At 71.7% G+C, this 19,642-nt stretch carries 19 protein-coding genes and 1 pseudogene; 15 read left to right on the top strand and 5 right to left on the bottom strand.

Translation table 11 applies throughout. The features are described from left to right. The 4 genes and pseudogenes from EGM46_RS04745 to pdhA all read right to left on the bottom strand — a co-directional run. A pseudogene (locus EGM46_RS04745) lies at window positions 1-388 on the bottom strand (2-oxo acid dehydrogenase subunit E2); the annotation flags it as partial. Further along, on the bottom strand, window positions 334-588 hold the full coding sequence (locus tag EGM46_RS14840) for a biotin/lipoyl-containing protein (RefSeq protein ID WP_206427499.1): 255 nt from the start codon (window positions 586-588) through the stop codon (window positions 334-336). The pseudogene EGM46_RS04745 and the gene EGM46_RS14840, both read right to left, overlap by 55 nt. Further along, on the bottom strand, window positions 585-1,628 hold the full coding sequence (locus EGM46_RS04740) for a transketolase C-terminal domain-containing protein (protein ID WP_125099016.1): 1,044 nt from the start codon (window positions 1,626-1,628) through the stop codon (window positions 585-587). The genes EGM46_RS14840 and EGM46_RS04740 overlap by 4 nt, the downstream gene beginning before the upstream one ends. Beyond that, a complete protein-coding gene (gene pdhA, locus EGM46_RS04735) occupies window positions 1,625-2,719 on the bottom strand; it encodes a pyruvate dehydrogenase (acetyl-transferring) E1 component subunit alpha (RefSeq protein WP_125099015.1) in 1,095 nt (364 codons plus the stop codon). Before pdhA ends, EGM46_RS04740 begins: the two co-directional genes overlap by 4 nt. A 156-nt stretch (window positions 2,720-2,875) precedes the next feature. Between pdhA and EGM46_RS04730 the strand changes: the two genes are divergently transcribed. The 5 genes from EGM46_RS04730 (at window position 2,876) to EGM46_RS04710 (ending at window position 8,417) form a co-directional block, all read left to right on the top strand. Further along, window positions 2,876-3,319 (top strand): Lrp/AsnC family transcriptional regulator, encoded by a 444-nt coding sequence (locus tag EGM46_RS04730; RefSeq protein ID WP_206427498.1) that lies wholly within the window; start codon window positions 2,876-2,878, stop codon window positions 3,317-3,319. 126 nt (window positions 3,320-3,445) lie between these two features. Further along, window positions 3,446-4,813 carry an MFS transporter gene (locus EGM46_RS04725; RefSeq protein WP_125099014.1) on the top strand — a complete coding sequence of 456 codons (1,368 nt, stop codon included), beginning with the start codon at window positions 3,446-3,448 and terminating at the stop codon, window positions 4,811-4,813. A 95-nt stretch (window positions 4,814-4,908) separates the two neighbouring features. Continuing rightward, window positions 4,909-5,430 carry an aminoacyl-tRNA deacylase gene (locus EGM46_RS04720; protein ID WP_125099013.1) on the top strand — a complete coding sequence of 174 codons (522 nt, stop codon included), beginning with the start codon at window positions 4,909-4,911 and terminating at the stop codon, window positions 5,428-5,430. A gap of 200 nt (window positions 5,431-5,630) precedes the next feature. After that, a complete protein-coding gene (locus tag EGM46_RS04715) occupies window positions 5,631-6,806 on the top strand; it encodes an acyl-CoA dehydrogenase family protein (RefSeq protein ID WP_125099012.1) in 1,176 nt (391 codons plus the stop codon). A 204-nt stretch (window positions 6,807-7,010) separates the two neighbouring features. After that, window positions 7,011-8,417 carry a peptidoglycan DD-metalloendopeptidase family protein gene (locus EGM46_RS04710; RefSeq protein ID WP_125099011.1) on the top strand — a complete coding sequence of 469 codons (1,407 nt, stop codon included), beginning with the start codon at window positions 7,011-7,013 and terminating at the stop codon, window positions 8,415-8,417. 78 nt (window positions 8,418-8,495) lie between these two features. On the opposite strand, the gene ppa is transcribed toward EGM46_RS04710, so the two are convergent. Beyond that, on the bottom strand, window positions 8,496-8,990 hold the full coding sequence (ppa, locus tag EGM46_RS04705; protein ID WP_125099010.1) for an inorganic diphosphatase: 495 nt from the start codon (window positions 8,988-8,990) through the stop codon (window positions 8,496-8,498). Between the two features lie 473 nt (window positions 8,991-9,463). On the opposite strand from ppa, the gene tilS reads away from it, so the two are divergent. The 10 genes from tilS (at window position 9,464) to EGM46_RS04655 (ending at window position 19,593) form a co-directional block, all read left to right on the top strand. Continuing rightward, entirely contained in the window at window positions 9,464-10,501 is a 1,038-nt protein-coding gene (gene tilS / locus EGM46_RS04700) for a tRNA lysidine(34) synthetase TilS (protein ID WP_125099009.1), read from the top strand. 61 nt (window positions 10,502-10,562) lie between these two features. Then, entirely contained in the window at window positions 10,563-11,123 is a 561-nt protein-coding gene (hpt, locus tag EGM46_RS04695) for a hypoxanthine phosphoribosyltransferase (protein ID WP_125099008.1), read from the top strand. Between the two features lie 171 nt (window positions 11,124-11,294). Continuing rightward, a complete protein-coding gene (gene ftsH, locus EGM46_RS04690; protein WP_125099007.1) occupies window positions 11,295-13,445 on the top strand; it encodes an ATP-dependent zinc metalloprotease FtsH in 2,151 nt (716 codons plus the stop codon). A 5-nt stretch (window positions 13,446-13,450) separates the two neighbouring features. Beyond that, entirely contained in the window at window positions 13,451-14,065 is a 615-nt protein-coding gene (gene folE / locus EGM46_RS04685) for a GTP cyclohydrolase I (RefSeq protein WP_125099006.1), read from the top strand. Next, on the top strand, window positions 14,062-15,366 hold the full coding sequence (gene folP / locus EGM46_RS04680) for a dihydropteroate synthase (protein ID WP_241156180.1): 1,305 nt from the start codon (window positions 14,062-14,064) through the stop codon (window positions 15,364-15,366). The genes folE and folP overlap by 4 nt, the downstream gene beginning before the upstream one ends. Then, complete coding sequence (gene folK, locus EGM46_RS04675) at window positions 15,363-15,983, top strand: 2-amino-4-hydroxy-6-hydroxymethyldihydropteridine diphosphokinase (protein ID WP_125099005.1); 621 nt, start codon at window positions 15,363-15,365, stop codon at window positions 15,981-15,983. Before folP ends, folK begins: the two co-directional genes overlap by 4 nt. Further along, the gene (locus tag EGM46_RS04670) at window positions 15,973-16,485 is read left to right on the top strand and encodes a DUF3180 family protein (protein WP_125099004.1); all 513 of its coding nucleotides are present in this window, start codon (window positions 15,973-15,975) and stop codon (window positions 16,483-16,485) included. The genes folK and EGM46_RS04670 overlap by 11 nt, the downstream gene beginning before the upstream one ends. A gap of 53 nt (window positions 16,486-16,538) precedes the next feature. Next, a complete protein-coding gene (locus EGM46_RS04665; protein ID WP_431194064.1) occupies window positions 16,539-17,165 on the top strand; it encodes a PH domain-containing protein in 627 nt (208 codons plus the stop codon). Continuing rightward, complete coding sequence (locus tag EGM46_RS04660; protein WP_241156179.1) at window positions 17,162-18,865, top strand: PH domain-containing protein; 1,704 nt, start codon at window positions 17,162-17,164, stop codon at window positions 18,863-18,865. Before EGM46_RS04665 ends, EGM46_RS04660 begins: the two co-directional genes overlap by 4 nt. Further along, complete coding sequence (locus tag EGM46_RS04655; RefSeq protein ID WP_125099003.1) at window positions 18,865-19,593, top strand: Rossmann-like and DUF2520 domain-containing protein; 729 nt, start codon at window positions 18,865-18,867, stop codon at window positions 19,591-19,593. Before EGM46_RS04660 ends, EGM46_RS04655 begins: the two co-directional genes overlap by 1 nt. Window positions 19,594-19,642 lie beyond the last annotated feature (49 nt).

Here is a 19,642-nt window from a genome sequence, read left to right as displayed (position 1 = left end):
GATCGATCCCGAGCTCGCGCGCGAGCCGCCGCACGATGGGGGAACGCACGGCAACCGGCCTGACTGCCGCGTGGGGAGCCGGCTCGGCAGCCTGCGCCTCGGGCCGCCCGGCCGGCGGCGCAACGGCCCGCTCGGCCGCTCGTTCGCTCGCCCCGCGCCGGCGCCGCCGCCCCTTCGCCGGCCCGGCCCCGGTGCCGTAGCCGATCAGCACGTTGCCGGAGCCCGCCTGCTCCTCGGCCCGGTACGCCTCGTGCTCGGCGGGCCCCTCGCTCGCAGCTCCGCCAGCTCCGCCAGCTCCGCCAGCCGGGGCCGCCGCGCCGTCCTCGATCTCGATCACCGGCGCGCCCGTGAGGATCGTGCCGCCCTCGTCGCCGTGCCGCGCGAGCACNTGCCGCCCTCGTCGCCGTGCCGCGCGAGCACGGTGCCGGCGTACGGGGAGGGGAGGTCGACGATGCTCTTCGCGGTTTCCACCTCGGCGATCACCTCATCGATCCCGATCGAGTCGCCCACCGCGACGGTCCACCGCACGAGCACCGCCTCGGTGAGCCCCTCGCCGAGATCCGGGAGGAGGAAGGTCTGCACGCTCATCGTTCGTCCTCCTGGAAGTGCAGCGAGTCGATCGCGTCGAGCACGCGGTCGACATCGGGCAGGTTCCAGTGCTCGAACTTGGGGGAGGGGAACGGCACGTCGAAGCCGGCGACGCGGCGCACGGGCGCCTCGAGATACTCGAAGCACTGCTCGAACACGCGCGCCTGGATCTCTGACGCGACGCTCGCGAAGCCCGGGGCCTCGGCGATCACGACGGCGCGGCCGGTGCCGCGCACCGCGGCCATCACCGTCGCGTCGTCGAACGGGGTGAGCGTGCGCACGTCGACCACCTGCACGCTGCGGCCGTCGACGGCAGCCACCTCGGCGGCCGCGAGGGCGACGGGCACGGACGGGCCGTAGCTGATGAGCGTGACGTCGGTGCCCTCGCGCACTACGCGCGCCTCCCGCAGCTCCGCGGTGACGGACGTGTCGACCGGTCCCTTCGACCAGTAGAGCTTCTTCGGCTCCATGAACACGACGGGATCAGGGGAGGCGATCGCGGCGCGCAGCAGCGAGTACGCCTCCTGCGGGGTGGACGGCGAGACGACGGTCAGGCCGGGGGTGTGCGCGTAGTACGCCTCGGACGAGTCGCAGTGGTGCTCGACGCCGCCGATGCCGCCGCCGAACGGGATCCGGATCACGATCGGCATGCGCGTGGCGCCGCGCGTGCGGTTGCCGAGCTTCGCGACGTGGCTCACCACCTGCTCAAACGCGGGCAGTGCGAACGCATCGAACTGCATCTCAACGACCGGGATCATGCCGTTCATCGCCATCCCGACCGCGGTGCCCATGATCCCCGACTCGGCGAGCGGGGTGTCGAAGCAGCGGTGCTCACCGAAGCGTGCGGTGAGCCCGTCGGTGATGCGGAAGACGCCGCCGAGCGCGCCGACGTCCTCGCCGAAGATGAGCACGCGGTCGTCGGCCGCGAGCGCGTCGGCGAGCGCGCGGTTGAGCGCTGCCGCCATCGTCATGGTCTCGACGGCCGGCGCGCGCTCGGCGCGCGGGGGAGTCGGGCGATCCGTCAGTGTTGCGGTGCTCATGCTGGGGCCTCCGTTCGTGCGATCTCGTCCTGCAGCAGGTGCCACTGCGCGGTGAGCATTGCGGGCCGCTCGGCGAACACGTGCGCGAACAGCTGCGCGGGATCGACCTCGGGCTCCGCGTGCATCACCTCCCGCAGCTCGGCGGCGGTCTGATCGGCCGCCGCGGCGAAGCGCGTCTCGGTCTCGTTGTCGAGCGCCCCGAGGCCGCGGAGGTGCTCGCGCACACGCGTGAGCGGATCCCGCGCGAGCCACGCCTGCACGTCCTCGTGCTCGCGGTAGCGGGTGTCGTCGTCGGCGTTCGTGTGCGCGAGCATGCGGTAGGTGTGCGCCTCGACGAGACTCGGGCCCGCGCCGCTGCGCGCCCGCTCGACGGCCGCGCCGAGCACCGCGAGCAGCGCGGCGACGTCGTTGCCGTCGACGCGCTCGCCCGGCATGCCGTAGCCGACGGCCTTGTGCGCGAGGGAGGGGGCAGCGGTCTGGCGCGACAGCGGCACCGAGATCGCGAACTCGTTGTTCTGCACGAAGAAGACGACGGCGAGCCCGAACACCGCCGCGAAGTTCAGCGCCTCGTGGAAGTCGCCCTCGCTCGTCGCGCCGTCGCCGCACATCGCGAGCACCACGGTGTCCTCGCCGCGCAGCTTCGCGGCGTGCGCGAAGCCCACCGCGTGCAGGAGCTGCGTGGCGAGCGGCGTCGCCTGCGGGGCGACGCGGCGCTCGTGCGGGTCGTAGCCCGAGTGCCAGTCGCCGCGCAGCAGCACCATGGCCTGCTCGGGGGCGACGCCGCGCGCGATCACCGCCACCGAGTCGCGGTAGGTGGGGAACAGCCAGTCGGTGTCGCGCAGCACGCGGGCCGCGGCGATCTGGCAGGCCTCCTGGCCGGTGGACGACGGGTAGACCGCGAGGCGGCCCTGGCGCACGAGCGCGTTGCACTGATCGTTGATGCGGCGGCCGGCGACGAGGTCGCCGTACGCGGCGACGAGCGCGTCGGGTGCTGGGGCGGCGAACTCGGCATCGGCAACCCGGGTGCCGGAGGGATCGATGAGCTGGACCGGGGTCTCTCGGGGCAGCAGCGATTGCGCTGAACTGGACACGGCTCCTCCTTGAGCTGACAAGATTTCGTGTTCTGTGGGCCTCAGCGTAATGATCGTCTGCCAATTTCGGGTTCTGCGTGGACGAAGTGCGCAAAAGGTGCGACGATTGCGTACGAATGCACTCCGCAACGCGGCGTGGTGCGGAGAGGGTCTGCGGTGGAACTGGACGACACGGATCGGGCGATCATCGAGGTGCTGCGCACCGATGCGCGGGCCTCCATGACCGCGATTGCTGAGGCGGTGCACATCTCCCGAGCGGGCGCGCACGCCCGCCTCGGCCGGCTCCGTGAGGCCGGCGTGATTACCGGATTCACGATTCGCACTGACCCGGTGCGCTCGGGGCTCCACTCGTCCGCCTACGTCACGCTCTCCGTTGAACAGCCTGCTTGGCAGGAGGTGCGCGAGCGGCTGAAACAAATCCCCGAGATCGAGCACATCGCGCTCGTCGGCGGCGAGTTCGACGTGCTGCTCCTCGTGCGCGCCCGCGACAATCGCGACCTGCGGCGGGTGGTGCTCGAGGAGGTGCAGTCGATTCCCTCGGTGCGCACCTCGCGCACGCTCCTGATTTTCGAGGACTTCCCGAACACTTCGGAGCACTGAGCGCGGCGTCGGTGACGACCGCGGCCCGCCCGGGTCGCGGTCGCTTCGACGTGTGTGTACACTCGATTGCTATCCGACCGTTCGGTTAGGATATCCAGCAGCAGCGGACGAACAACGGAGTTCTCAATGACAGACACTGCAGTAGCCGGAAGTGACGCCGTGCGGGCCGAAGCTCGCCGCGCCGAAGAGCGGAAGGTGCTCGCGGGCACCGTCGTCGGTACCACGATCGAGTGGTACGACTTCTTCATCTACGCTCAGGCCGCGGGTGCGGTCTTCGCCACCCTCTACTTCGCGCCGGCGGGCGAGACGGTCGGCCAGATCGTCTCCTGGGCCTCGCTCGGCATCTCATTCCTGTTCCGGCCACTCGGCGCGATCGTGGCCGGCCACCTCGGCGACCGACTCGGGCGCAAGCGCATGCTCGTGCTCACGCTCATCATGATGGGCGTCGCCACCGCACTCATCGGCGTGCTCCCCACCTACGCCCAGATCGGGATCGCGGCCCCCGTGCTGCTCATCCTGCTCCGCGTGCTGCAGGGCTTCTCGGCCGGCGGCGAGTGGGGCGGGGCAGCACTCATGTCCGTTGAGCACGCCCCCAAGGGCAAGCGCGGCTTCTTCGGCGCCTACCCGCAGATCGGCGTGCCGCTCGGCATGATCCTGGCGACCGCGACCATGTGGGTCATCACGACCACGCTCACCGAGGAGCAGTTCCTCACGTGGGGCTGGCGCATCCCGTTCCTCTTCTCCATCGTGCTCATCATCGTTGGCTACTTCATCCGCAAGACGGTGGAGGAGTCGCCGGTGTTCAAGCAGCTGCAGCAGCGCAAGGGGGAGTCGGCCACGCCGCTCAAGACCCTGTTCTCGAAGCACGCACGCGAGGTGCTCCTCGCCGCACTCATCTTCATCGCGAACAACGCGGCCGGCTACCTGCTCATCGCATTCTTCTCGACCTACGCGACTCGTCCGGTGGCAGACGGCGGCCTGGGTCTTGAGCGCCCGCCCGTGCTCCTCGCGACGACCCTCGCGTCGTTCGGGTGGCTCTTCTTCACGCTCTACGGCGGGATCCTGTCGGATCGCATCGGTCGCGTGCGCACCTTCCAGATCGGCTACGCGCTGCTCGGCATCTGGGCGATCCCGATGTGGTTCCTCATCGACACGGGCAACCTGTGGATGTACTTCGTCGCACTGTTCCTCATGACGATCGGCCTCGGGCTGTCGTACGGGCCGCAGGCGTCGCTCTACGCCGAGATGTTCCCCGCCGATGTTCGCTACTCCGGCGTCTCCATCGGCTACGCGATCGGCGCGATCTTCGGCGGTGCGTTCGCCCCCATGATCGCGGACCTCGTGTTCGGGGCGACGGGAGCGTCGTGGACGATCGGTGCGTACATCCTCGGCGTGACGATCATCTCCTTCATCGCGGTCTCGCTCGTGAAGGAGACGAAGGGTGTCGACCTGCACACGCGCTCGAACGAGGTGGTCGCGCCAGCGGCCGACTGATCCAGCGCTGCGCGACGTGCGCGGGGCGGCCGGGGAATCCCCGGCCGCCCCGCGGCGTTGTGCGGAGGAGACGCCGCACACCGAGGGAGCACCGCATGACCGAGAACCCAGCCGTTTCACGCGCAGCGAAGGACGCAGCCGCGCGCGGCCTCACCGTCGAGTTCGTCGCCCGCGGCGGGGACGGGCCGCCGGCCGACGGCATGCTCGGCGGCGTGCCGATCGCGAAGACGATCGTGGTGCAGCGGCGCGAGGAGTTCGTGTTCGTGATCGCGCCGCTCGCGGCCCAGTTCTCGTGGCCGAAGCTCCGCGCGCTGCTCGGCGTGAACAAGCTCTCGCTGCCCGACGCCGACGGCGCGCTCGCCGCAACCGGGTACGAGCGCGGCACGATCACGCCGCTCGGCGCGACGCAGCAGTGGCCGGTGTTCATGGACGAGCGGCTGCGCTCCGGCCGCATCGCGCTGGGCTCGGGCACGCGGACGCACGCCCTCATCGTGGACGCGGCGGAGCTGGCGGCGGCGTTCGACGCGACGGTGAGCGACCTCGCCGTCGCCGAGGGGGGGAGCGTGATCGGCACGCTCGCGCCCGCGCGGGTCAGTGCCGCGGTGAACGGCTCGTGAGCTGGGGAAGTGGTCGTCGCCCAACGCATTCTCCACCCGCAGCACCTTGACGGAGAAGGGCGTCTCGGCGGGCGCCGGCCGATCCGACCGCGGAACCGGAGGCAGCGATCCCGCGCGGTACGCGTTTCACCGCCACCGGGAGCGCGCGTATCGTGGAGCGTGCGGCGCGCCTGCGCCGCAGAAGTGAAGGAGCGGGCGAATTGGCTGATCGGGAGACACGGCACGCGGAACTGGCGGAGCGATTCCTGCCGGCCGAACTGATCGAGCGGATCCGCGGCCGCGCCGCGGAGACCGATCGCACGAACGGCTTCTTCACGGAAGACCTCGCCGAACTCCGCGCGCACGGCTACCTCACCCTCTTCGTTCCCGCCGAGTTCGGCGGGCCAGGGCTCACGCTGCACGAGGTGTCGCGCCTGCAGCAGCGGCTCGCCGGGGCCGCCCCGGCCACCGCGCTCGCCGTGAACATGCACCTCATGTGCACGGGCGTCGCACGCGCGCTCCGCGAGCGCGGTGACGACTCGCTCAACGCCGTGTTCGCCGAGGCGATGGCCGGCGAGATCTTCGCGTTTGGCATCAGCGAGCCGGGCAACGACTTCGTGCTGAGCGACTCGACCACCGCGGCCGTGCCGCAGGCCGACGGCAGCTACCGCCTCACGGGCACGAAGATCTTCACCTCCCTCTCGCCCGTCTGGACCAGGCTGCTCACGCACGGGGTCGACGAGAGCGACCCCAATCGGCGCACGCTCGTCTACGGCCTGGTCACCCGGGACACCCCGGGGATCACCGTGTCGGATCAGTGGGATGTGCTCGGCATGCGCGCCTCGCAGAGCCGCGCGACACGGCTCGACGACGTCGCGCTCGCCGCCGAGCGGGTGGTGCGCCGCCTGCCGGTCGGCCCCGATCCCGATCTGCTCACCTTCGCGATCGCCGCGAACTTCCAGCTGCTCATCGCGTCCGTCTACACGGGGGTGGCGCGGCGGGCGCTCGACGTTGCCGCGGCCGGGCTGCGTGCGCGCCGCTCCGCGCGGGCCGGGGGAACGCTGGCGGACGTGCCGGAGTCGCGCGTGCGGATCGCCGACGCGCACCTCGACTACCTCGCGGTGCCCGGCCTGCTCGACGCGACCGCCCGCGACTTCGACGAACTCGTGGATCACGGGGCCGGCTGGTCGCCGCGCCTCGTCGGGACGCGGCTGCACGCGACGGCCGCGGCCCGGCGCACCGCGGAAGTGGCGCTCCTGTGCGCCGGGGGCTCCGGCTTCGCGGCGGGGCACGAGGCGAGCAGGCTGGTCCGGGACGCCGCGGCCGGCATGTTCCACCCGCCGGCCGCCGACGCGGCGCGGCCGCTCTTCGCCGCCGACCTGCTCGACGAGGCGTAGGCGCCAGGCGAGTTGCACGCGGGCCGCGCACGCACCCGGGCAGGGGTGCCACACCCGGAGCGCCGCGTGTCGCACTGAAATGCCCGCAATCCCGGCTCAGTTCGGGGGTCTGACGCGCAGTGTTCAGCCGAGGCCTACTCACGATGAGGGGGCGGGTGCTAGCGTAAAAGCGGATTATTCTGCCGGGAACGGATGCGAGGCGATATGCAGAAGCGAAAGACCAGCTGGCCAAAGCGCGCGATCGGGGTGCTGTGCGCCGGCGCGTTCGCGGGTGGTCTGCTCGTTGGCGGATCGCTCACCAGCGCACCGGCTCCCGCGCAGGCGCTCGACCTCCCCACCTGGGACGACGTCCAGGCGGCGAAGAACAACGAGGCCGCGGCGGCCAAGAAGGTCACCGAGATCGAGGGGCTGATCAAGGAAGGCGAGAAGGAGCTCGACCGGCTGCGCAACCTGCACGCAACGAAGCTCCAGGAGCTCAACGTCGCCGACGCGAACGCGCGCGAGGCCGCCGATCGCGCGCAGCAGCTGCGCGCCCAGGCCGAGCAGAGCCAGAAGGAAGCCGAGGAGGCCGCGGCCCGCGCCGGCGTGCTGGTCGCCCAGATGTACCGCTCCGGCGGCGTCGACCGCAGCATGGAGCTCTTTCTCGACGCCGACGAGAGCACCGCCGACGCGCTGCTCGAGCGCATGGCCTCGATGTCGAAGGCCACGGAGCGCAACACGCAGCTGTCCGAGGAGGCCCAGCAGGCCGCCAACACCGCCGACACGCTCGGCAAGCAGGCCAAGGCCGCCGAGCAGGAGCGTGAGGAGCTGCGCGAGCGCGCGGCAACGCTCGAGGCGGAGGCCGCGGACGCCGCCGCAACGCAGGGCGAGAAGGTCGCCGCGCAGGAGGACAACCAGCGCGTGCTCCAGACCCAGCTGGCCGCGCTGAAGGACACCACGACGAAGACCGTCGACGGCTACGAGGAGCGCCTCCGTATCGAGGAGGAGCAGCGCCGCAAGGAAGCCGAGCGCCTCGCCCGCATCGCCGAGGAGTACCGCAAGCAGCAGGAGGAGCTCGCACGCCAGCAGGCGGAGCAGGCGCAGAACGGTGGCAACACTGGCGGCACCGGTGGCGGGAACCCCGGTGGCGGTGGGAACACCGGCGGTGGGAACCCGGGCGGTGGCAACCCCGGTGGAGGCACTGGCGGCGGCAACCCCGGCGGCGGCGGTTCCTCGAACGGCTGGGTGCTCCCCACGAGCGGCTACTACATCTCCGACTACTTCGCGCCCCCCGGGCGCCCGAACCACACGGGTATTGACCTCGCGACGGGCTGCGGCACGCCCATCGTCGCCGCGGCGAGCGGCACGGTCGGCATGGCCTACTGGGATCCATACGGTGGCGGCAACATGGTGACGGTTAACCACCCGACCGGCTGGCAGACGCGCTACGCGCACATGCAGTCGTGGGCGGCCGTTGGGGCTGGGCAGCAGGTGTCCGCCGGCCAGGTCATCGGCTACGTCGGCACCACGGGCGGGGCGAGCACCGGCTGCCACCTCCACTTCGAGATGCGCCTCAACCAGGACAATGGCTGGTACGGCTTCGTGAACCCGTCGTTCTACATCAACTTCTAGGCGCGGCGCACACACGAACGGCCCGGGATCCAGCTGGATCCCGGGCCGTTCGTGTGCCCGTGGCCGGGCGGTGGAGGCTTAGTGGCCCTCAGCCGCGAGGCGCTCCTGCGCCTCAACGATCAGCTGCTCGGCGTCGGCCGCGGAGCCCCACGCGTCAACCTTGACCCACTTGCCTGGCTCGAGGTCCTTGTAGTGCTCGAAGAAGTGCTCGATCTCCTTGCGGGTGTATTCCGGGATGTCTGCGACGTCCTGGATGTGCGCCCAGCGGGGATCCTTCGCCTGCACCGCGATGACCTTGTCGTCGCCGCCCGCCTCGTCGCTCATCTTGAGGACGCCGACCGGGCGCACCTTGATGCCAACGCCGGGGAACACCGGGTAGTCGAGCAGCACGAGCACGTCGAGCGGGTCGCCGTCCTCGCCGAGCGTCTCCTCGAAGAAGCCGTAGTCGGTCGGGTAGACGAAGCCGGTGTAGAGCACGCGGTCGAGGTACACCCGGCCGGTCTCGTGGTCGACCTCGTACTTGTTGCGGCTCCCCTTGGGGATCTCGATGACTGCGTCGAATGCGGCGGTCATGCGCGCTCCTTCAATCGTGTGGTGGGTGGGCAAGCTGCCGGCCCCGGTGAATAGTGCCGGGACCAGGGTACCCGAACCGCGCTGCGTACCCGCTCCCGAGGCCCGAACCGAAGACCCCGCCCGCCCCGCCCCCCCCACCCAAACCAGCCGGAGAAATCTGAGTTTTCGGAGCCCAGCGGCAGAACGCCCCCGAGATTCGCGATTCCTCCTGCGGGTTTGGGGGAGTGGGGCGCCGGGGAGGTGGGTGAATCCGGGGTAGGGGGCAGCACGAGGCGCGGGAGCGCGTGCATGAAGCGGACGCCCTACCGAATACCCCGCCCCACCCATACCAGCCGGAGAAATCTGGGTTCTCGGAGCCCAGCGGCAGAATGCGCCCGAGATTCGCGATTTCTCCGGCTGGTTTGGGGGAGTGGGGTTTGGGGTTTGGGGCGGGCAAAGGGCAGGGGGCAAGCGCGCCGCGGTAGCCTGAGAGCATGTCCGATCGGCCGCTGCTCGACACCCGGCGCGCAGCGCGGCGCGCGCTGCGCGAGCTTGTCGCCCGCACGGGCCCGGAACCGCTCGTGCTCGTCGCGCTCTCCGGCGGCGCCGACTCGCTCGCCCTGGCGGCAGCCACCGCGACGGAAGCCGCGAAGCTCGGCGTATCCGCAGGCGCGATCCTCGTCGACCACGGCCTGCAGGACGGCTCGGCCGAGGTGACCGCCCGCGCCGAACGGCAGGCGCTGGCGCTCGGCCTCGATCCCGTGCTCGTGCGCCGCGTCGAGATTCCCGGCTCGGCGGCCGGCGGGCCGGAGGCCGCAGCACGCGCCGCGAGGTACGATGCGTTCCGCGACGCAGCCGCGGCGACCGGCGCGCGGGCGGTCCTCACCGGGCACACCCGCAGCGACCAGGCCGAGCAGGTGCTCCTCGGGATCGCGCGCGGCTCGGGCACCCGCACCCTCGCCGGCATTCCGGAGCGGCGGTCGCTCGCCGAGCGGTGCGAGCTGATCCGGCCGTTTCTCGCCGCGGACCCCGAGATCACGCGCGAGGTGACGCTGGCAGCTTGCGCACGCCTCGAGATCGAACCCTGGGCCGATCCGCACAACCGTGATCCGGCGTTCACCCGCGTGCGGGTGCGCGAGCAGATCCTGCCCGTGATCGTCGACGCGCTGGGCGCGGCAGCGCCCGCGGCGCTCGCCCGCACCGCCGACCTGGCACGGGAAGACGCCGACGCGCTGGACGCCCTCGCTGCCGACGCGCTCGCCGGACTGCGGGAGACCGACGAGCAGACGATCCTCCTCCCCGCCGCAGGGCTCGCCGTGCTGCCAGCCGCGATCCGGCACCGCGTCATCCGGCTCGCGGGAGCCGAGTTCGGCGCCCACCTCAGTCGGGAACACACGCTCAGCATCGCCGCGCTCGCCACCGAGTGGCGCGGGCAGGGGCCCGTCTTCGTGCCGGGGATCCGGGCGGCCCGCGCCGCCGGCCTGCTGCGCCTGTCGAGGCAGATCGGTTCGCCGCGCGCGCCCCGCGACTGAGCCGCGCCGCAACACGCGCACCGGTGCGACGGCCCCCAGCGGCTGGCACTAACATAGCCGCATGGATTCCACACACCTGGGAGACGACCTCTCCGTTGTACTGCACACCGAGGCCGAGCTGCTCACGCGGCTCGGCGAGCTTGCCCGCGAGATCGAAGCGGACTACACCGAGGAGCCCCCGCTGCTTGTTGGCGTGCTGAAGGGCGCCGTCATGGTCATGGCGGATCTCGCCCGCGAGCTGCGCTTCCACGCGCAGATGGATTGGATGGCGGTGTCCTCGTACGGCGCAGGCACGAAGTCGAGCGGCGTGGTGAAGATCCTGAAGGACCTCGACGCCGACATCACCGGCCGTGACGTGCTGATCGTCGAGGACATCATCGACTCGGGGCTGACGCTCGCGTGGCTGAAGGACAACCTCGAGAGCCGCGGGGCGAAGTCGGTGCGCATCTGCACGATGCTCCGCAAGCCCGAGGCGCTCAAGGTCGAGGTGGACGTCGCGTACGTCGGCTTCGACATTCCGGTCGAGTTCGTCGTCGGCTACGGCCTCGACTACGCGGAGAACTACCGCAACCTGCGCGACGTCGCGGTGCTCGCACCCCACGTCTACGGCGGCGAGGAGTAGCGACGCGCTGCCAGGATCCACCCCGGGTGCCGCGGCGCGCGTGCCGCACCTGAGTGCACCCGGGGTGCGCCCTGAGCGGACAAGTGGATTCCCACAGTAGGCGGCCAGTGGAATTGGCTACGCTTGCAAGGGCTGGAATACTCCGGCACGGCACCCTCGAAAGGCCTTGACTTGGCAGAGAATTCTCCGAAGAGCTCGACGAAGAGCAAGAAGCTGTTCCGCGGCCCGCTCCTCTACCTGATCCTTGCTCCGCTGATCGTGCTGATCGGTTGGTCGCTGCTCTCAGGTGGCAGCACGCGCGAGGTCCCGACGAAGCAGGGCCTTGAGTTCATCGCTGAGGGCAAGGCCAAGCAGGCCGAGATCATTGACGGCGATCAGCGCGTCAACCTCACGCTCACGAAGGCCGACACGAAGCTCGGCACGGATCAGGTCTACTTCTACTACGTGTCGCAGCGCGGTGACGCGGTGGTCGAGGCGGTCACCGAGGCGAAGCTGAAGGACGGCTTCACCGACAAGGTGCCGCAGCCGAACCCGCTGTGGTCGCTGCTCGGCTTCCTGCTGCCGCTCCTGCTCATCGGCGCGCTGCTGTGGTGGATGCTGTCGTCCATGCAGGGCGGCGGCCGCGGGGTGATGCAGTTCGGCAAGTCGAAGGCGAAGCTCGTCTCGAAGGAGACCCCGCAGGTCACCTTCGCGGACGTCGCCGGCGCCGACGAGGCCGTCGAGGAGCTCCACGAGATCAAGGACTTCCTGCAGGACGCCACCCGCTTCCAGGCGGTCGGCGCGCGGATCCCGAAGGGCGTGCTGCTGTACGGCCCGCCCGGCACGGGTAAGACGCTCCTCGCGCGTGCCGTCGCGGGGGAGGCCGGCGTGCCGTTCTACACGATCTCCGGTTCCGACTTTGTTGAGATGTTCGTCGGCGTCGGCGCGAGCCGCGTGCGCGACCTCTTCAAGGAGGCCAAGGCGAACGCCCCGGCCATCATCTTCATCGACGAGATCGACGCGGTCGGCCAGCGCCGCGGCCAGGGCATGGGCGGCGGCCACGACGAGCGCGAGCAGACGCTCAACCAGCTGCTCGTCGAGATGGACGGCTTTGACCCGAAGACCAACGTGATCATGATCGCGGCGACGAACCGCCCCGACATGCTCGATCCCGCGCTGCTGCGCCCCGGCCGCTTCGACCGTCAGATCGGCGTCGACGCCCCGGACATGCCCGGCCGCCTCAAGATCCTGCAGGTGCACTCGAAGGGGAAGCCGCTCTCGAAGAACGTCGACCTCGAGGTCGTCGCGCGGAAGACGCCAGGCTTCTCCGGCGCGGATCTCGCGAACGTGCTCAACGAGGCAGCCCTGCTCACCGCGCGATCGAACGCGCAGCTGATCGACAACCGCGCGCTCGACGAGGCCATCGACCGCGTGATCGCCGGCCCGCAGCGCCGCACGCGCGTGATGAAGGATCAGGAGAAGCTGATCACGGCCTACCACGAGGGCGGTCACGCGCTCGTCGCCGCGGCGCTGAACCACACTGATCCGGTAACGAAGATCACGATCCTGCCGCGCGGCCGCGCCCTCGGCTACACGATGGTGATCCCGCTCGAGGACAAGTACTCCGTGACGCGCAACGAGCTGCAGGATCAGCTCGCGTACGCGCTCGGCGGCCGCGTGGCCGAGGAGCTCGTGTTCCACGACCCGACCACGGGCGCTGGCAACGACATCGAGAAGGCGACGGGCACCGCGCGCAAGATGGTGACCGAGTACGGCATGTCGGCCTCGATCGGCCCCGTGAAGCTCGGCCAGGCGCAGCCCGGAGCGTTCCTCGGCGAGTTCGGGCAGAGCCGCGACTACTCGGAGGGCGTCGCCGTCTCGGTGGACACCGAGGTGCGCGCGCTGCTCGAGCAGGCGCACAACGAGGCGTACGAGGCGCTCGTGCAGAACCGCGACGTGCTGGATCGCCTCGCGGCCGAGCTGCTCGAGAAGGAGACGCTCGACCACAACCAGATCGCCGAGATCTTCCGCGACGTGCAGAAGCTGCCTGAGCGCGCGATCTGGCTCTCGCACACGGATCGACCGGTGTCGGATCGCCCGCCGATCGAGGTCCCGGCGGTGGTGCGCACCGACGGTGGGCTCGACGAGGCCGGCGCGAAGGCGACGCAGGGCGAGGCCCAGACGGCGGAGCCGGCTGAGGCCGCGGAGCCGGTCGCGCCGGTTGAGCCCGCAGCGCCGGTTGAGCCTGCTGAGCCGGCCGCGCCCGCCGCGCCCGCGAGTCCCGCGGAGCCGCCGCGCAACCTGGGGACGCCGCCCGCGAGCGACCCGAACGACGCACGGTAGCGCCGATGAACGAAACCGTGGATCGCGAGCGCATCGCCGCGGCGGTGCGCGAGCTGCTGAGCGCAATCGGATCGGATCCGGATAGCCCCGAGCTGGCAAGCACGCCGTTTCGGGTCGCCGACGCCTACGCGGAGTTCTTCGCCGGCGTCGGCACGGATCCCGCCGGGTTCCTCAGCGACGCGGTTCCGGTGGGTGACGACACCGGCGAGCTGGTGCTCGTGCGCGACATCGCGTTGCGATCGATGTGCGAGCACCACCTCCTCCCGTTCCGCGGCCGCGCGCACGTCGCGTACCGGCCGGGCAGCCGGGTGGTCGGGCTCAGTGCGATCCCGCGCGTCATTGAGACGCTTGCCGCGCGCCCGCAGGTGCAGGAGCGGCTGGGCGAGCAGATCGCGCAGACGCTGCAGGATGGGCTCGCCCCGGCCGGTGTGCTCGTGGTGCTTGAGGCGAGCCACGGCTGCGTCTCGGATCGCGGCGTGCGACAGGCCGACGCGGTGACCCTCACGGTCGCCTCGCGCGGCGTGCTCGCCGACGCGGCCGAGCAGGCTGCCGTGTTCGCGCTACTGGGCGGCGCTGGGCCCAGCGCTCGCACCGCGAACCTGGCCGAGGCCGAGCGATGAGCGGGGCGCCCCGCGCCGAGGTGATGGGGGTGCTCAATGTCACCCCCGACTCCTTCAGCGACGGCGGCAGCTACGTGACCCTCGACGCGGCGCTCGCCCAGGCGCGCGCGCTCGCGGCGCAGGGCGCCACGATCATCGACGTCGGCGGCGAATCGACGCGGCCAGGGGCCACCCCGGTCGAGCCCGCCGAGGAGCAGCGCCGTGTCCTCCCCGTGATCGAGCGGCTCGTCGCCGACGGCATCGCGGTGTCGGTCGACACGATCCACGCCGATACCGCCGCTGCCGCGGTCGCGGTGGGAGCGAGCTTCATCAACGACGTGTCGGGTGGGCTGCACGATCCCGGCATGCACGCCGTCGCGGCGATCGCGAGTCGCGAACACGGCACGCGCTACATCATCGGCCACTGGCGGGGCATCCCCGACCCGGCGCACGAGCGCTCCGGCTACCGAGACGTGCTCGCCGAGGTGCGAGCGGCGCTCCAGGAGCTCGCCGGCGCGGCGGTCACGGCTGGGGTGGCACGCGAGCACGTGGTCCTCGATCCGGGTCTCGGCTTCGACAAGACCGGGGCCGACGGCTGGCGCCTCCTCGCCGGGCTCGACACGCTGCGCGGCAGCGGTTTTCCGGTGCTCGTCGGCGCATCGCGGAAGCGTATGCTCACCGAGGTGCTGGCCGGGATCCCGGCTGCGGCCCGCGCGACGGCGCCGGGCGGCGACGAGCGCGATCTCGCGACGGCCGTCGTGAGCGCGCTCGCGGTTCGCGCCGGTGCGTGGGGAGTGCGCGTGCACGACGTCGCCGGCACCGCGCAGGCGCTCGCCGTTGCGGCGGCGTGGGAGACAGCCGAGCAGAAGGCGGCTGAACGGGAGACAGTCGAGCAGGAATCAGCCATGGCGGCCCCGGCCGCAGCGCCCCCCGTCGCCCGGATCCCGCAGGATCGCATCACCCTGACCGGGCTTGAGGTGTTCGCGCACCACGGCGTGTTCGACTTCGAGCGTGAGGCCGGGCAGAAGTTCGTCATCGACGCCGAGGTGGCCGTCGATCTGCGCGCGGCGGCGGCCGGTGATGAGCTCGCCGCGACCGTGCACTACGGCGAGCTCGCGGAAGCGATCGTCGCGGCAGTGGAGCGCGACCCGGTCGACCTCATCGAAACGATCGCCGAGCGCGTCGCCGCCGTGGCACTCGGCTTCGCGGGCGTGCGCGAGGCACGCATCACCGTGCACAAGCCTGACGCGCCGATCGACGCGAGCTTCGCGGATGTTTCAGTGTCGGTGGTGCGCCGCGCCGCGGGGGAGGGTGAGCGATGATCGCGCAGGTGGTTGACGTGCTGCTCGCGTTCGGGGCGAACCTGGGCGACCGCGGCGAGACGATTCGCGCCGCGCAGCGGGAGATCGCGGGTGCGCCAGGCATCAGCGAATTCCTGGCGTCACCGCTCCGCGAGACGATCGCGCTGACGCCGGACGGCCCCGATCCTGATGCGCCGCGCTACCTCAACGGCGTCGCCACCGCGCGGACCACACTGACCCCGCACGAGCTGCTCGACCTGACGCAGCGCGTCGAGACCGCGCACGGCCGCACCCGCGACGTGCGGTGGGGGGCGCGCACGCTCGACATCGACATCATCCTGTTCGGCGGTCGCGTGGTGCAGGATGAGCGCCTCACGGTGCCGCACCCGCGCGCGCACGAGCGCGACTTCGTGCTCTCGCCCTGGCTCGCGATGGATCCGGACGCGGTGCTCATGGGGCACGGCCGCGTGGCCGAGCTGCTCGCGCGCCTGGGCGACACGACGCGGCCGCTCGACGGGGCACAGCCGGTCGACGGGGCACTGCCCGATCCCGCACTGCGTGATCCAGCACTGCCCGATCCCGCACCGCAGGCACCCGCCCCGCATCCCCCCGAGACCGGGAGCGATCATGCGCGGTGAGGAGCGCACCGGCCCGCTGGCCGTCGCCGCAGCCGGGGCGATGGGGATCGCCGTCGGGCTCGTGCTGCAGTTCGCGCTGTCGGGGCGCGGGGCTCCGCCGTTCGTCCCGCCGCTCTCGCTCGCCCTCATGCTCGCGCTCATTGCCGGGGTGCTGCTGACGCTCGGGATCCGGCTGCGCCGCACCGTGCTGAAACGCGCCGGCGACGTGAACCCGTTCCACGCGGTGCGGCTCCTCGCGACCGCGCGCGCCGGCCAGCTCGTCGGCGCGCTCCTCGGCGGATTCGGCGGGGGGCTCGCGCTCTCCCTGCTCGGCCGCAGTGTGCCGGCCCCGAGCGAGAGCTGGCTCCCCATGGTGCTCGTGTTCGCCGGCGGCGCCGTGCTCGTCGTCTGCGCGGCCATCACCGAGCACCTCTGCAGGGTCCCGCCCGGGGACGGGGCTGCGCCGGAAGAGGCTGATCCGGATCCCGATCCGGCGGGCCAGACCGCCTACCGCAAACCCTGACGTTCGGGCACGTGGCGCGGTGGATGCGCCCCGCGCTGGCCTAGGCTGGAGGCGTGAGCCAAGAACCATTGCCGCAGGAACTGCCCAGCACCACGCCGCCGCTTCCCGCCACCCCGTCAGCCGCCGCACCGGCGCCAGGTGCGCCCGCCGCGCCAGCCGCCGCGCCAGCCGCGCAAGCCGCGCCGGTCACCGAGCCGTGGCCGAACGGCGAGCAGGAGTGGCAGCGCGTCTCGCCCTCCTACGCCTGGGCTGATCTGATCGTCAACCTCGTGCTCGTGCTCATCGTGGGCGCCGTGGTGGGCGTGATCGTGTTCGTGAACGCGGGCGATCAGCGCGTGCTCCCGCTCGTCGGCCTCGGCGCCGTGGTGCTCGCACTGCTGATCAACGCCCTCTTCGCGTTCCGCCGCGTGCGCGCGATCGGCTACATCCTGCGCGAGGACGACCTGCTCTTCCGCCGCGGCATCATGTTCGAGCGCGTCGTCGCTGTGCCGTACGGCAGGCTGCAGCTCGTCGACGTGACCCGCGGCCCGCTGCTGCGCGCGCTGGGCCTCGCGACGCTGAAGTTCGTCACCGCCTCCGCGGCGACGGGCGTGCAGTTGCCCGGCCTGCGGCTGGACGACGCCGAGGCGCTGCGCGACCGGCTCGTCGCGCTCGCGGAGACGCGGCGGTCGGGGCTGTGAGCGAGCTTCCCGGCGGCGCGGGGCTGCCCGGCGGCGCCGGGCTCCCCGAGAGCCCAGCTCCCGCCAGCCCGGCACAGCTCCCCGGCACCGCCGACGCCGAGGGCTGGCGCCGCATGCACCCGCTCTCGCCGCTGCTGCGTGGCGGGCTGGCGCTGCTCGTCATCGGCGGCATCATCATCGCGAACTTCCGCGATCGGCTGGTCGAGTTTTTCTTCGCGCGCGAGGCGCTGCAGAACGACGACTTCGCCGATGTATTCGACGAGCAGGACATTTTCGCGTACCTCGTCGAGCAGGGACTGCTGCTGATCGTGCTGGGGGTGGCGCTCGGCGTGATCCTCCTCATCGTGCTGTTCTCGTGGCTGGCCTGGCGATTCTCGAGCTACCGGGTCACCGAGGAGGCGGTGGAAACCCGCAGTGGGATCCTGTTCCGCAATCACCGACGCGCCCCGCTCGAGCGCATCCAGTCGGTCAACCTGCAGCGTCCGATGCTGGCGCGCGCGCTCGGGCTCACGAAGATCGAGGTGGTGACCGCCGGCCAGGACGGCAAGGTGGAGCTCGCCTACCTCGGGCACGCCGACGCGAAGACCGTGCGCGAGCAGATCATGCAGGTCGCCGCGCAGAAGCGGCGCGGTGACGCGGTGACCGGCGCGCACCTCGACAGCATCACGGGTGCGGCCGCCGTCGCGTTCGATGGTTCGGTGTACGCGGCCGGCGCGACCGGGCTCGCCGGCCGCGCGCAGGAGTTCGTTGACAGCGACGTCGATCCCGACGCGATCGCCGGCGGCGCGCTCGTCCGCGTGCCGGTTGGCCGGCTGCTCGGCAGCATCGCGCTCAGCTGGGAGGCGGTGATCCTGCTGCTCGTCGTGGTGGCCGTGATCGTCGGCGGCGCGATCGTCGAGCCGGTCATGATTCTTGGCATCCTGCCGCTCATCGTGGTGATGGCTGGCGTGATGTTCAGCCAGTTCAACCGCGGCTTCAACTTCACGCTCTCCCGCGGGCGCGACGCCGTGCGCACCGGCGCAGGCCTCACCTCAACGCTGACCGAGTCGATTCCGTTCGGCCGGATCCACGCGATCGAGGCGCGGCAGCCGCTGTTCTGGCGTCCGCTCGGCTGGTGGAAGGTGCGCATCACCACCGCGGGCCACTCGGTGGCGCAGGGCGGCCAGAACGCAGCGCAGAACGTCGTGCTGCCGGTGGGCCTCGAGGCCGACGTGCTGCGCGTCATCGACACCCTGCTGCCCGGGGTCGGTGACGACGAGGACGAGATCGCCGCGCTGCGCAACGGCCTGAGCGGCCCGGGCACCGGCTATCGGGGTCCCGGCAAGCGCGCCGGCTGGGTGCTCTGGTGGGGGAAGCCGCGTGCCGGCATCGCGCTCGAGGGCCTCGGCAGCGAGGACGCGACGCTGCGCATCCGCCGCGGTGTGCTCACCCGGTCGCTCTCGATCATGCCGATCGTGCGCGCCCAGTCGGTGCAGCTGCGCCGACCGCTCGTGCACCGCATGCTCGGGCTCGCGGCCATCCAGGCGCACACGGTGCTCGGCCCGGTGCGCATGGAGATGCGCGGCATGGAGCTGGGGATCGGCCAGCGCGTGTTCGACGAGCTCGCGGTCGCGGTGCTGCGCATCCAGGGTGCCGAGGCGCGCCGCCTTGCCGACGCGCGCGCCCCGCAGGCCACCCACCCGCCGCGCCAGGACGCCTGATGCACCCGAGCGCGCAGGAGTCCCGGCTCGGTGTCGGCGTCATCGGCGCAGGCAGGGTCGGCCCGGTGCTCGCCCGCGCGCTCGCTGGCGCCGGGCACGCGATCACGGGCATCTCCGCGGTCAGCGCGGAGAGCCGTGAGCGCGCCGAGGCCATGCTGCCCGGCGTGCCGGTGCTCGACGTGCCCGAGGTGGTGCGGCGCTCCGAGCTCGTGCTGCTTGCGGTGCCAGGCGACGAACTGCCCGGCCTCATCGCGGGGCTCGCGGCGACCGGCGCGTGGCAGCCAGGCCAGCTCGCGATCCACACGTCCCCGGAGCACGGCACCGCGGTGTTCGGCCCGGCCCTCGCGGTCGGGGTGATCCCGCTCGCACTGCACCCGGCGATCGTGTTCACGGGAACGAGCATCGACCTCGGCCGGCTCGCCGGCGCGACGATCGCCGTCACCGCGCCGGCACCGGTCCTGCCGATCGGGCAGGCGCTCGCCGTCGAAATGGGCGGCGAACCCGTCATCGTGCGCGAGCAGGATCGTGCAACGTACGCCGACGCGATCACGGCGGCCGCCGAGCTCTCGCGCGCGGTCGTGCGGCAGACCACCGACGCGCTCCGCGAGATCGGGATCGAGCGTCCCGACCAGCTCGCGGGCGGCGTGGTGCGCGCGGCGGTCGAGGAAGCCCTGCTCGAGGCCGCCGGCCGCGATGGCGGGGCGAATCACCCCGACGAGCTGGCCTAGGATGGAACGGACCGTCGAACCCGAGCGACGGACGTTACATCACGGAGGA

The organism is Leucobacter chromiireducens (assembly GCF_003917135.1).
GTDB classification, from domain to species: domain Bacteria; phylum Actinomycetota; class Actinomycetes; order Actinomycetales; family Microbacteriaceae; genus Leucobacter; species Leucobacter chromiireducens_A.
Note: the sequence above shows the minus strand (reverse complement) of the source record. Positions and strands in the feature narration are given on the sequence as shown.

Coding starts and splice junctions, on each gene's coding strand:
- EGM46_RS04740 (WP_125099016.1), bottom strand. CDS start 1,628: ATGAGCACCGCAACACTGACGGATCGCCCGACTCCCCCGCGCGCCGAG.
- EGM46_RS04725 (WP_125099014.1), top strand. CDS start 3,446: ATGACAGACACTGCAGTAGCCGGAAGTGACGCCGTGCGGGCCGAAGCT.
- EGM46_RS04720 (WP_125099013.1), top strand. CDS start 4,909: ATGACCGAGAACCCAGCCGTTTCACGCGCAGCGAAGGACGCAGCCGCG.
- EGM46_RS04710 (WP_125099011.1), top strand. CDS start 7,011: ATGCAGAAGCGAAAGACCAGCTGGCCAAAGCGCGCGATCGGGGTGCTG.
- ppa (WP_125099010.1), bottom strand. CDS start 8,990: ATGACCGCCGCATTCGACGCAGTCATCGAGATCCCCAAGGGGAGCCGC.
- tilS (WP_125099009.1), top strand. CDS start 9,464: ATGTCCGATCGGCCGCTGCTCGACACCCGGCGCGCAGCGCGGCGCGCG.
- hpt (WP_125099008.1), top strand. CDS start 10,563: ATGGATTCCACACACCTGGGAGACGACCTCTCCGTTGTACTGCACACC.
- folE (WP_125099006.1), top strand. CDS start 13,451: ATGAACGAAACCGTGGATCGCGAGCGCATCGCCGCGGCGGTGCGCGAG.
- folP (WP_241156180.1), top strand. CDS start 14,062: ATGAGCGGGGCGCCCCGCGCCGAGGTGATGGGGGTGCTCAATGTCACC.
- folK (WP_125099005.1), top strand. CDS start 15,363: ATGATCGCGCAGGTGGTTGACGTGCTGCTCGCGTTCGGGGCGAACCTG.
- EGM46_RS04670 (WP_125099004.1), top strand. CDS start 15,973: ATGCGCGGTGAGGAGCGCACCGGCCCGCTGGCCGTCGCCGCAGCCGGG.
- EGM46_RS04655 (WP_125099003.1), top strand. CDS start 18,865: ATGCACCCGAGCGCGCAGGAGTCCCGGCTCGGTGTCGGCGTCATCGGC.